13 protein-coding genes are annotated in these 12,077 nt (G+C 69.6%); 9 read left to right on the forward strand and 4 right to left on the reverse strand.

From position 1 onward, the window contains the following. The first annotated feature begins 3 nt into the window (after positions 1-3). From LT971_RS14225 to LT971_RS14250, 6 genes are all read left to right on the forward strand, one after another. A complete protein-coding gene (locus tag LT971_RS14225) occupies positions 4-1,560 on the forward strand; it encodes a long-chain-fatty-acid--CoA ligase (protein WP_237007609.1) in 1,557 nt (518 codons plus the stop codon). A 138-nt stretch (positions 1,561-1,698) separates the two neighbouring features. Further along, positions 1,699-3,258 (forward strand): long-chain-fatty-acid--CoA ligase, encoded by a 1,560-nt coding sequence (locus LT971_RS14230; protein ID WP_237007610.1) that lies wholly within the window; start codon positions 1,699-1,701, stop codon positions 3,256-3,258. A 108-nt stretch (positions 3,259-3,366) separates the two neighbouring features. Further along, entirely contained in the window at positions 3,367-4,131 is a 765-nt protein-coding gene (locus LT971_RS14235; RefSeq protein WP_237007611.1) for an SDR family NAD(P)-dependent oxidoreductase, read from the forward strand. After that, the gene (locus LT971_RS14240; RefSeq protein ID WP_237007612.1) at positions 4,128-5,132 is read left to right on the forward strand and encodes a TIGR04024 family LLM class F420-dependent oxidoreductase; all 1,005 of its coding nucleotides are present in this window, start codon (positions 4,128-4,130) and stop codon (positions 5,130-5,132) included. The genes LT971_RS14235 and LT971_RS14240 overlap by 4 nt, the downstream gene beginning before the upstream one ends. Before the next feature lie 102 nt (positions 5,133-5,234). Then, the gene (locus LT971_RS14245; protein WP_237007613.1) at positions 5,235-6,209 is read left to right on the forward strand and encodes a quinone oxidoreductase family protein; all 975 of its coding nucleotides are present in this window, start codon (positions 5,235-5,237) and stop codon (positions 6,207-6,209) included. Positions 6,210-6,268: 59 nt separating this feature from the next. Further along, a complete protein-coding gene (locus LT971_RS14250) occupies positions 6,269-6,625 on the forward strand; it encodes an Ig-like domain-containing protein (protein WP_237007614.1) in 357 nt (118 codons plus the stop codon). A gap of 27 nt (positions 6,626-6,652) precedes the next feature. Here the strand turns inward: LT971_RS14250 and LT971_RS14255 are convergent, their stop codons facing one another. Next, a complete protein-coding gene (locus tag LT971_RS14255) occupies positions 6,653-7,330 on the reverse strand; it encodes a 6-hydroxymethylpterin diphosphokinase MptE-like protein (RefSeq protein WP_237007615.1) in 678 nt (225 codons plus the stop codon). A 131-nt stretch (positions 7,331-7,461) separates the two neighbouring features. Then, complete coding sequence (gene folP / locus LT971_RS14260; RefSeq protein ID WP_237007616.1) at positions 7,462-8,577, reverse strand: dihydropteroate synthase; 1,116 nt, start codon at positions 8,575-8,577, stop codon at positions 7,462-7,464. 90 nt (positions 8,578-8,667) lie between these two features. Between folP and LT971_RS14265 the strand changes: the two genes are divergently transcribed. Continuing rightward, positions 8,668-9,243, forward strand: a complete 576-nt coding sequence (locus LT971_RS14265; protein ID WP_237007617.1) for a DUF8114 family protein — start codon at positions 8,668-8,670, stop codon at positions 9,241-9,243. After that, positions 9,236-9,979 carry an RNA methyltransferase gene (locus LT971_RS14270; protein WP_237007618.1) on the forward strand — a complete coding sequence of 248 codons (744 nt, stop codon included), beginning with the start codon at positions 9,236-9,238 and terminating at the stop codon, positions 9,977-9,979. The genes LT971_RS14265 and LT971_RS14270 overlap by 8 nt, the downstream gene beginning before the upstream one ends. Positions 9,980-9,982: 3 nt before the next feature. Here the strand turns inward: LT971_RS14270 and LT971_RS14275 are convergent, their stop codons facing one another. After that, the gene (locus LT971_RS14275) at positions 9,983-10,447 is read right to left on the reverse strand and encodes a MaoC family dehydratase (protein ID WP_237007619.1); all 465 of its coding nucleotides are present in this window, start codon (positions 10,445-10,447) and stop codon (positions 9,983-9,985) included. Between the two features lie 61 nt (positions 10,448-10,508). After that, positions 10,509-11,447: a DMT family transporter gene (locus tag LT971_RS14280; RefSeq protein WP_237007620.1), complete on the reverse strand. Its 939-nt coding sequence runs from the start codon at positions 11,445-11,447 to the stop codon at positions 10,509-10,511. 144 nt (positions 11,448-11,591) lie between these two features. Here LT971_RS14280 and LT971_RS14285 point away from each other — a divergent pair, with 144 nt between their 5' ends. Continuing rightward, complete coding sequence (locus LT971_RS14285; protein WP_237007621.1) at positions 11,592-12,077, forward strand: Lrp/AsnC family transcriptional regulator; 486 nt, start codon at positions 11,592-11,594, stop codon at positions 12,075-12,077.

The following is a 12,077-nucleotide window of genomic DNA, read 5'->3' on the forward strand; positions in this document are numbered from 1 at the left end:
CTCATGACGAACCTCGTCACGAACGTCCAGGCCATCGCCCGCGACCACCCCGACGAACCGGCCGTCGTCTACGAGGACACCGAAGTCACGTACGGCGAACTGTGGGCCCAGACGGGCCAGTTCGCGGCAGCGCTGCGCGAGTCCGGCGCCGAGCCGGGGGACCGCGTCGCGGTCTACCTCCCGAACCTCCCGCAGTTCGTCGTCGCGTTCCACGGGGCGCTCCGGGCGGGCTGCGTGGTCGTGCCGATGAACCCCCAGTACAAGAGCCGGGAAATCGAACACCTGCTCTCGGACTCCGGGGCGGAGACGGTCGTCGCGCTGGCGGACCTGGTGCCGTTCGTCGACGAGGTCCACGAGGACACCGACGTCGAGACGGTCGTCACGGTCGGCGGTGAGACCGACACCGGGACGCCGTTCCGGGAGTTCCTCACCGGGGGCGACGACAGTGTCGCCGAGCGCGCGGACGAGGACCTCGCCGTCCAGCCCTACACCTCCGGCACCACCGGCCAGCCCAAAGGCGTCGAACTCACTCACCACAACCTCGCCTCGAACGCCAGCCAGTCCATCGACATCATTCCGGACGGCATCGGTCCCGGCGACCGACAGCTCGGCGTGCTGCCCCTGTTCCACATCTACGGGATGACCGTCGTGATGAACGCGACGCTGTTCGGCGGCGGCGCCTACTACCCGCTCCCGGAGTGGGACGCCCAGCAGGCGCTGTCACTGGTGGAGGACGCCGAGCTCACGCTGATGCACGGCGTGCCGGCGATGTACAACGACGTCATCAATCAGCCCAACGCCGAGGAGTTCGACCTCTCCTCGCTGCGACTCTGCGGCGTCGGCGGCTCCGGCATCCCGGCGGAAGTACTGCGGCGCTTCGAGGAGCTGTACCCGGTGAAACTCTACGAGGGGTACGGACTGACCGAGACCAGCCCCGTGACCCACTTCAACAGCCCGAAGTGGGGACGGCGGGTCGGCTCCATCGGGAAACCGCTTGAGGGCGTTCACGCTCGCGTCGTCGACGGCGACTTCGACGAAATCGACCCGGTGGCGGAGGGGCCGGTCGACGAGGACGACCACGACATGGACGACATCACGGGCGAACTGGTCGTCTCCGGCCCGAACGTCATGCGGGGGTACTCGGGCCTGCCGGAGGCAAACCGGGAGGCGTTCACCGAGGCCGACGGCAAGCGCTGGTTCCACACCGGGGATCTCGGGTACCACGACGAGGACGGCTACTTCTACGTCGTCGACCGCAAGAAGCACATGATCGTCACGGGCGGGTACAACGTCTACCCGCGGGAGGTCGAGGAGCTGCTGTTCGAGCACGACGCGGTCGCCGACGCCGCCGTCGTCGGCGTCCCGGACGAGCGCCGCGGCGAGACGGTCAAAGCCTTCGTCGTCCCCACACCAGACACCGAGGTGACGGCCGACGAGCTCCGCGAGTACTGTCTCGAGAGCATGGCCGAGTACAAGCACCCCCGCGAGGTCGAGTTCGTCGAGGAACTGCCGCGCACGACCACCGGCAAGGTCAAGAAACACGAACTCGTGGAATCGTAGCCCGCCGGGAGAGCGGTGACTCGCCGCCCGCGGCCGCCACCGGGACGACGGTCGACTGCGCTCCGCCCCTGCGTGATACCGGCACCGTACCGGGGTTGGGCAAACGTATTTGCGACGGACTATCCTGTACGATGATGCATGACGAATCTCGTCACCAACGTTCAGTCTTCTGCCGAGGCGCGTCCGGAGGCGCCCGCAGTCGTCTACGACGACCACGAGTTCTCCTACGCAGAGTTCTGGGCACAGACCGGCCAGTTTGCGGCAGCGCTCCGGGAGCGAGGCGTCGAACCCGGCGACCGGGTGGCGCTGTACCTCCCGAACCTCCCGCAGCTCGTCGTCGCGTTCCACGGCGCGCTCCGCGCAGGCTGTGTGGTCGTGCCGATGAACCCCCAGTACAAGAGCCGCGAGATAAGCCACCTGCTCTCGGACTCCGGGGCGACGACGGTCGTCGCGCTCGCGGACGTCGTGCCGTTCGTCGACGAGGTCCGCGAGGACACCGACGTCGAGACGGTCGTCACGGTCGGCGGTGAGACCGACACCGGGACGCCGTTCCGTGAGTTCCTCGTCGAAGACGGCGACACCAGCGTGGCCGAGCGCGACGACGACGACCTCGCCGTCCAGCCCTACACCTCCGGCACCACCGGCCAGCCCAAAGGCGTCCAGCTCACGCACCACAACCTCGCCTCGAACGCCGAGCAGTCGATGGACATCGTGCCCGACGGCCTCCAGCCGGAGGACCGCAAGATCGGCGTGCTGCCGCTGTTCCACATCTACGGGATGACCGTCGGGATGAACGCCGCGCTGTTCGCGGGCGCGACGTTCTACCCGCTGCCGAAGTGGGACGCACAGGAGGCGCTGTCGCTGGTGGAGGACGCCGAGCTCACGCTGTTCGACGCCGTCCCCGCGATGTACAACGACGTCATCAATCAGCCCAACGCCGAGGAGTTCGACCTCTCGACGCTGCGCCAGTGCACCGTCGGCGGCTCCGGTATCCCCATCGAGGTGCTGCGGCGCTTCGAGGAGATTTATCCCGTCCGCATCGACGAGGGGTACGGGCTGACCGAGACCAGCCCGGTCACGCACTTCAACAGCCCGAACTGGGGGCGACGCGTCGGCTCCATCGGGAAGACGCTGGAGGGCATCGACGCCCGCATCGTCACCGAGGACTTCGAGGCGGTCCCGCCGGTCGAGGAGGGGCCAGTCGACGAGGACGACCACGACATGGACGACATCACGGGCGAGCTCGTGGTCTCCGGGCCAAACGTGATGAAGGGCTACCTCGGCCTGCCGGAGGCGAACCGGGAGGCGTTCACCGAGGCCGACGGCAAGCGCTGGTTCCACACCGGCGACCTCGGCTACCACGACGAAGACGGCTACTTCTACGTCGTCGACCGCAAGAAGCACATGATCAACACCGCGGGCTACAACGTCTACCCGCGGGAGGTCGAGGAGCTGCTGTTCGAGCACGACGCCGTGGCCGACGCCGCCGTCGTCGGCATCCCGGACGAGCGTCGCGGCGAGACGGTCAAAGCCTTCGTCGTCCGGACGCCGGATTCGGACGTGACGGCCGACGAGATTCGGGACTACTGCCTCGAGAACATGGCCGAGTACAAGCACCCCCGCGAGGTCGAGTTCGTCGAGGAACTGCCGCGCACGACCACCGGGAAGGTCCAGAAGTACGAGCTCGTCGAGGAGTAGCTGCCGCTCGCCGTTCTCCGTTTTCCCGGTCGGGCGCTTCTCCAAAACCCACTGGGGGTTGCCAGTCGTTGACACAGATTTATGCGGTGAGCCGGGGAATCGACTGGTATGCCAGACACCTTCGCGGTCACCGGGACGGCAGTCGTCACCGGGGCGTCCAGCGGCATCGGTCGGGCCGTGGCCGAGCGGTTCGCCGCCGACGGCGCCGACGTCGTGGTGTGTTCGCGCGAACAGGACAACGTCGACCCCGTCGCCGAGGGCATCCGGGAGGCCGGTGGCAGCGCGCTCGCCGTCGAGTGCGACGTCACCGACCGGGACGCCGTCGACGCGCTCGTCGAGGCGACCGTCGAGGAGTTCGGCGGGCTGGACGTCCTCGTGAACAACGCCGGCGCGAGCTTCGTCGCGGGGTTCGACGACATCTCGCCGAACGGCTGGGACACCATCATGGACGTCAACCTCGGCGGCACCTACCACTGCACGCACGCCGCCGCAGAACACCTGAAAGACGGCGGGGGTGCGGTCGTGAACGTCGCCAGCGTCGCCGGCCAGGAGGGCGCGCCGTACATGAGCCACTACGCCGCCGCGAAGGCCGCCATCATCAATCTCACGCGGACGCTCGCCATCGAGTGGGCGGGCGACGACGTGCGCGTGAACTGCATCGCGCCCGGGTTCGTCGCGACGCCCGGCCTCGAGGCCCAGATGGGCGTCTCGGCCGATGACGTCGAGCGGGAGGACGTGGACCGACGCATCGGCGTCAGCGAGGAGATTGCCGACGCCGTCCGGTTCCTCGCGAGCCCGGCGGCGTCGTTCGTGGTGGGTGAGACGCTGACAGCTGGTGGCGTCCCGCAGGGCGAGGAGGTGCCGTCGCCGTGACCCGACACAGCGTCCACCTCCCGGTCGCCGCCCAGGAGTCCATCGGGGACTTCACCGGGATGGCCGAGCGCGCGGAAGCACTGGGCTACGACCGCGTCTGGTTCCCGGAGACGTGGGGCCGGGACGCCGCGACGACGCTCGCCGCCGTCGCCGAGCGTACCGACGACGTCGGCATCGGGACGAGCATCGTGAACACGTACTCGCGGAGCCCCGCGCTGGTCGGTCAGACTGCCGCGACGCTCCAGGAGCTCTCGGATGGCCGGTTCCGCCTCGGCATGGGTCCCAGCGGCCCCGCCGTCATCCAGGGCTGGCACGGGCAGGACTTCGAGCGGCCGCTGCGCCGCACGCGCGAGTACGTCGAAATCGTCCGGCAGGTGCTGTCGGGCGAGCAGGTCGACTACGACGGCGACATGATTCAGACGCGGGGCTTCCGGCTGCGCCAGGACCCGCCGGAGCCCGCGCCGGATATCGACGTGACCGGGATGGGGCCGAAGGCCGTCGAACTCGCCGGGCGGTTCGCCGACGGCTGGCACGCGCTCATGTTCACTGAGGACGGCCTGAGAGACCGGCTGGACGACCTCCGGCGGGGCGCAGAGCTCGGCGACCGCGACGTCGACGACGTCCAGACGACGCTCGTGCTGCCGTGCTGCGCGCTCCCGGACGGCGACGCAGCGCGCGACCTGACCCGCCAGCACCTCGCGTTCTACGTCGGCGGGATGGGCGACTTCTACCGGGACGCCCTCTCCCGGCAGGGCCACGAGGACGCCGCCGTCGCCATCCACGACGCCTGGCAGGACGGCGACCACGAGCGCGCAGTCGGCCTCGTCGACGACGACCTGCTCGACGCCCTCGCTGCGGCCGGCACTCCCGGAGCAGTCCAGCAGCGCTTCGACGAGTTCGCTGCCATCGAGGGTCTGGACGCTATCGCTGTCTCGTTCCCGCGGGCCGCCGACCCCGAGGTGGTCGACGCGACTCTCGAGGCCGTCGCCCCAGACGCCTGATCGGGTTTCTCGGGCCGCCTACCGGCCCGTGCTGCCGGGAACGACCAGTGCGTTGCCCGGGGTTTGCACTCCCTTTTCCGGACGGCCGCCGTACTACGGAGCGTGCTAGCAATCGAGGTCACCGAGTTCGGCGACGACAGCGTGCTCGAGGAAGTCGAACGCGACAGGCCCGAACCCGGCCCCGGCGAGGTCCTGCTTGACGTCGAGGCGGTCGGCGTGAACTTCGCGGACGTGATGCAGCGCCGCGGCCACTACCACGGCGGGCCGGAGCCGCCCTACGTGCCCGGCATGGAGGCGGCCGGCACCGTCGAGGCGACCGGCGCGGGCGTCGAGGACCGCGAGGCCGGCGACCGGGTCGTCGCGATGCTCGACGGCGGCGCCTACGCCGAGTACGCCACGGCGCCCGCACAGGCCCTGTTCGACGTGCCGGAGTCCATCTCGTTCGCGGAGGCCGCCGGGTTCCCCGTGCAGTTCCTCACCGCCTACCTCTGCCTCCACGACTGGGGCGAGCTCGACGAGGACGACGACGTGCTCGTGCAGGCTGCCGCGGGCGGCGTCGGTACCGCAGCGACCCAGCTGGCGAGCCACCACGGCGCCGAGGTCTACGGCACCGCGAGCACGAGCGAGAAGCTCGAGCTCGCCGAGCGCCTGGGCTGTGACCACCCCATCAACTACACGGAGACAGACTTCGCCGAGGAGACGGACGACCTGACCGACGGCGACGGTCTCGACCTGATTCTGGACGGCGTCGGCGGCGACACCTTCCGGGAGAGCGTCGACGCGCTCGCGCCATTCGGCACCATCGTCGCGTACGGCGCCGCCTCCGGGGAGCCCGGTACGGTGGACACGGCGACGCTGCTGTTCGGGAACAAGTCCGTCGAGGGCTTCCACCTCGGCCGCGCGACGCAGCTCGACCCCGAGCGCGTGTTCGCCGCCGTCCCCGAGCTCTCGGCGATGCTCGCGTCCGGCGACCTCGAAGTCGTCGTCGGGCAGACGTTCGCCCTCGCGGACGCCGCCGACGCCCACCGCGCGCTGGAGAACCGCGAGACGACCGGGAAGGTCGTCCTCGAGCCCTAGGGCGAAGTCGCCGTTTGACTCACCCCCGCTCATTTACACCCGGGGGTGTAAGCTGACGTATGGTAGACACGAGACGCGCGGCGCTCGCCGCCGCGGCAGTCGTCGCGCTCGTCGCCCTCGCTGGCTGCGGCGCGTTCACGTCCGGGACAGAGACGACCCTCTTGCTGGTGAACAACGACGAGACGACCCACGACGTGACCGTGGAAGTGGTTGACGACGGCGACGTAGTCTTCGAGGAGCAGCAGTCCGTCGACCCCGAGACGGACAGCGAGTTCGGCGCCGTCGGCACGAACGGCGAGTCCACCGTCCGCGTCACCGTGGACGGCGAGACGACCGAACGCACCCACGAGTTCGGAGACGGCGGCACGCTGTCCATCGGCGTCCAGAACGACGGCTCGGTCATCGTCGACGGCTGACTCGGTCGCTCCTGCGCCGGTAGCCCGTCAGCTGACGGGGTCGATGGCGTCGCGTCGGCCGTCGAGGACGTCGAACTGTTCGTCGCGCAGGGATTCGAGCCAGTGCAGCAGGCGCTCGGCCCAGTCGAGTTTCCGTGCCTTCTCCTCGTCGACGTCCGGGTCGTCGAAGTCCCAGCCGGGGAAGACGAGTGACCCGGCGCCGACGTGGTTGGCGAGGAAGGCAGCCCGGTCGCCGTCGGTGAAGCCACCGAAGTTCTCGACCGGGCCGGCCGGTTCGGCCTGCGTCGTCCCGAGCACGTGCTCGGTGTCGAAGGTGGGAACGTGTTCGCGGACGGCATCAATGTTGTCTCCGTGAGCGTGCGCGGCCACCGGCGTCCCCTCCTCGGTGAGTCGGCGCGCTGTCTCCGGGTTCTTGTCTAGGTCCGTGACCATCACGTCGACGTCGACGCCCGCCTCGGCGAGCACGTCGACCGCCGTCGACGCGGCGAACACGCTGTCGGCGGCCGCAGCCACGTCGGTCTCGTCGGCCAGCGTCGGCGCGCCACCGGCTATCGCGACACTCTCGCCGCTGCAGTCCAGTCGGCCGGTGTCGAAGCGCTCGACGTACTCGGCGAGCACGTCTCGCGCGCGCTCGTCGCCGGCGCGGTCGTACCCGAAGTCCGCGAGCACCGCCTCGTACACCGGCGCCCAGTCGTCGTACTCCATAGCTGTCACTACGCGGCGTGAAATAGTGAGGATTCCGTGGTCCGAGCCGAGACACCCCGCAAAGTACCCCTACCCGACGGGGGTCCGGCTTCCATCTCCGCGTTTTTCCGCCGTGGGTATAAGCTTTCCCGTTAGTTACCGGCTGCCCGCAGGGTGGCCGCGAGGGCCCCGAGCGCACCGTTCTCCCCCGAAAGAGCCCGGCCAGCCGCCCGAAGCGTCTCGGCGCTCCCCGCGACCAGCGCCGGGTCGCTGCCAGTGACGGTCACGCCGGCGTCGGCGAGCGCCCCCCGGTCGTCGTCGTCGAGTCCCTCGACCTCGTAGGCGCGGGCGACGGCCGACGTCCCAGCAGACGGGTCGCCCGCCAGCCGGTCGACGTGGCGCTCGGCCTCGCCGACGGTGGTCACGTCCAGCTCCTCGATGCGGCCGTCGCTGGCGCGCTCCCGCGTGAACTCGTGGCCGACGAGCGCGGCGTCCCGGGTCTCGGCGACGTCGTGGGTCCGGATCACGTGTGCGCCGCGTTCGACGGCCATCGCCGTCGCCGCCAGCGAGACGGGCAGCGCCTCCTCGGTGTCCCTGCCGGCGAGTTCCCGGAGGAAGTTCTTCCGGTTGATCGAAACGAGGATGGGGTAGCCGTACCCCCGGAACTCCCGCAGCCGGTCGAACGTCTCGCGGTCGTCCGCGAGGGTCTTGGCCTCGCTCCAGCCGCCGAACGCCGGGTCGACGATGGTCTTGTCCGTGAAGCCGTTCAGAGAGAGAGCGTCGTAGATGTTATCGACCTCCTCGACGGCGCCGGGGCGTTCGAGGTCCGGCGGGCTCGCCATCTTCGCGACGGCGACGTCGTGGGCCTCGCAGACCGCCGGCATCTCGGGGTCCGCGAACCCACACACGTCGTTGACCATGTCGAAGCCCTGCGAGAGCGCCTCGTCGGCGACCTCGCTGTACCGGGTCTCGATGGAGAACACGGCGTCGCCCTCGACGCGCTCGATGGTCTCGACGGCCGTCTGCAGGCGGTCGAGCTCCTGTTCCGCGGAGAGCACGTCGAAGTCCTTGTTCGCCGACTCGAGGCCGACGTCGACGATGTCGGCGCCCTGACCGACGAGCTCCTCGTCCACGTACGCTGCCGCCTCGTCGGGGTCGTCGTAGACGCTCGGGTCGTACGGCGACTCCTCGGAGACGTTCAGCACGCCCATGATGCGCGGCGGGTGGTCGTCGCCGATCGGCAGCCCGGCTGCGTCGACGGTTCGCATATCACCACAGGAGGGCGACAGCCTCATAGGTCGTGTGGAACCGGCGCCGGCTTCGGGCGCCTTTTGTGCGTGCGCGGCCAATCTGGGGCCATGACCAAGGTGAGCATCGGCCTCCGGGGGTGGCGCTTCGACGAGGACGAGGTGTTCGACGGGGAGGGCGGCTACCGGCCGCGCTCGGAGATGGACGACGACACCCGGGAGCGCCTCGAGCGGCTCCCGATGCTGCTGGACCAGCCCTGCGACGTCTGCTATCTTGGCGACGGTGACGCCGACGCCGAGCCGGCGGCCGTCTACGGCGAGCCGGGCGCCGAGGTGCTGGTGTGTGACGACCACGAGGCGACGTTCTACTACTGGTTCCTCGAGGCCGGCGGCGACGAGTACGAGGGGTCGCCGGACCTCCAGGACGCCTTCCACGAGTGGGTGGCGGCCGGGAACAGCGAGCCCGGCTGGTACGAGGGCCCCCAGCACGTCGAGACGGACCCCGAGAGCCTGCCCGACCCGGGTCCCGACACGTCGCAGGTCGAAGTGGGTGAGCCGGTGCCCGTGAACGTCGACCTGCCCGAGGACGAGCAAGCGGAGATCAACCTCATCGAGGCCGCCGAGTTCGAAGAGGACGTCGCCGACGACCTCGACCTCGACGCGGACTACCCGACCGGCGATGAGTAAGCCCGCAGTCGCCATCGTGGACGCGGAGACGTCGGGGAACGTCGGCACCATCGCTCGCGCGATGAAGAACTTCGGGTTCGAGGACCTGCTGCTGGTCGACCCGCCGTACCTCGGCCGGGACTCCGAGGCGTACGGGTTCGCCGGGCACGCCCGCGAGGACATCCTCCCCGAGGCCCGCGAACTCTCCTTCGACGACCTCGTCTCGGAGTTCCACACGGTCGGGTTCACGGCCATCACGAACGAGGACGCCACCAGCCACACGCGGTTCCCGTTCCGGACGCCAGCGGAACTCGGCGACAGCCTCCGCGACGTGGAGGCGCCGACCGCGCTCGTGTTCGGCCGGGAGCGCGTGGGCCTGACGAACGACGAGCTCGCCCGCATCGACGAAGTGGGTTCGATTCCCGCCAGCGCGGAGTACCCGGTGATGAATCTCGGGCAGGCGGCCACCGTCGCGCTGTACGAGCTCCGCGACCTCGCGATGAGCGAGACCCAGCTGCCGGACGTCGAGCGCCACCGCGCCGACGAGGCCGAGATCGAGCAGTTCTACGAGCACGCAAGCGAGTTCCTCGACGCCGTCGACTACCCCGAGGAGAAACAGGCGAAGACGATGCGGATGCTCCGCCGGATGCTCGGCCGCACGCACCCGACGGGCCGCGAGATCAACACCGTCCACGGGCTGCTGCGCCGGGCCGAGAACCAGCTGCCGGGGGACGGCGACGGAGCAGGCGACGACTAGCCGTCAGTTTCCACCGGTCGACGGGTCGCGGCGGGCGTACAGCACGATGGGTTCCATGGTGAGCTTCGGCTCGCCGGCCTCGTTCTCGGTGGTCACGCGGGTGCGGACCGTGCCGCGGTCCGGCGTGCTCTCGGAGGGCGTCTTCTCTAGGACGTCGACGGTCACCGACAGCGTCTCGCCCGGGAACGTGGGGTTCGGCCACCGGAGCTCGTCGACGCCGACGGCGCCGTAGCTGGCGGCCTCGGAGAAGTGGTTGTCGACGAGCAGCCGCATCGTCATCGCGGCCGTGTGCCAGCCGGAGGCCGCCAGCGCACCGAAGGCGGACTCCTCGCTGGCGCGCTCCGGGTCGGTGTGGAACCACTGCGGGTCGTACTCCTCGGCGAACGCGAGCACTTCGGCCTCGGTCACGTCGTAGCTGCCGAACGACTGCGTCTCGCCGACGGTCAGGTCCTCGAAGTAGACGGGCACGCCAGCAGGTTCGCCGGGGGCGGCGTTAGCTGTTGTGCCAGCGGCGACGCCGCCCGGGTGCTCACAGGCCGACCTCGTCGGCGGTGTCGCGGACGACGGTGCCGACGTAGTCGTGCTTGACGAGCGCGAACCCGGCGAAGATGACGGCGAAGCCGGCGAGCGCGCGGGGGGCGACGACGTCGCCGAGCAGCAGCCACGCGGCGGCGGCGGCGCCGACCGGCTCGAGGTAGGAGACGAGGTTGATTTCGGTGGCGCCGACGCGGTCCAGCAACACGAAGTACAGCAGGTAGCCGCCGGCGCCGGCTACCAGCGTGAGGTAGGCGAGGCTGGCGAGTGCGGTCGGCGTCCAGTCGACGGCGCCGATGGCCTCGCCGCGGGCCGCGGCGCCGACCCAGAGGACGAGCGAGCCAAGGAGCATGGCCCACGCCTCCATCGTCTCCATGGGGAGGCCGCCGCCGGGGAGTTTGCCGGTGAGGACGCCGCCGAGCGCGAAGCTCGCGGCGGCGAGGAACACGAGCAGGAGGCCGCCGAGGTGGACGCCGCCGGCACCGCCGGGGTTGGCGACGACGACGACGCCGGCGATGCCGGCGAGGAGGCCGGCGGCCTGGGTGCCGTCGATGCTGGCGTTCTGGTAGAGTTTGCTCGCGAACCCGGCGGTCAGAATCGGCGCGAGGCTGACGACGATGGCGGCGACGGCGCCGGAGACGTGACGTTCGCCCAGATAGAGGGCGCCGTGGTAGACGGCGAACACGAAGACGCCGACGACGCTGACGGCGAACCACTCCCGGTGGCCGCGGGGCCGCCAGCGGTCGGTGGTGGCGGCTGCGTAGGCGAGGACGATGGCGCCGGCGACGGTGTACCGGAGCGCGGCGAACGACAGCGCGGGAATCTCGTGGAGGCCGATTTCGATGGCGACGAAGGAGGTCCCCCAGATGGCCGCGAGCAGCACGAACAGCACGGCGGTGGGAGACGTCCCCAACGTGGGACGGTGGAAGCTCATGGAAACTCCAAACAGGTCGGAGTATATTAGACTTATCTTCAAGACTTGTGTCTATACTGGTTTTTCACGTCAAATAAGTGGCTCTGTTTGGGCTTGCGTCGCACTCCCACAGGCTTTTGTCGGCGCTCACCGACCTGACGGACGATGGACGAACGCGACGTCACGCTCCTGAAAGCAATCGCCGACCTCGGGACAGGCAGCCCAGAGGCGCTCCACGAGGAGACGGACATCCCCGTCTCCACCATCCACTACCGGCTGAACAACCTCCGCGACGACGGCGTCGTCACCAACGACCTCTACGACGTCGACCTCGACGCCGTCGGCCTCGACGTCACCGTCGTCCTCGAAGTCCTCACCAGCTACGAGGGCAGCTACGAGGACGTCGCCGACGACATCAGCGCCATCGAGGGCGTCACGCAGACGTTCTTCACGATGGGCGAGACGGACTTCGTGGTCGTCGCCCGGCTCCCGGACTCCGACGAGGTCGAGCGCCTCATCTCCGACTTCGAAGCGCTCGACCCCGTGGACAGGACCAACTCCACGTTCGTCATCGACCGCCAGAAAGACTCCCAGCGCGCCCTCGAGAGCTACAGCCTCGACAGCCTCCTCGAGGCGCTCGTCGACGAGTAG

This window comes from Halobacterium rubrum (assembly GCF_021729015.1).
GTDB lineage: Archaea > Halobacteriota > Halobacteria > Halobacteriales > Halobacteriaceae > Halobacterium > Halobacterium rubrum.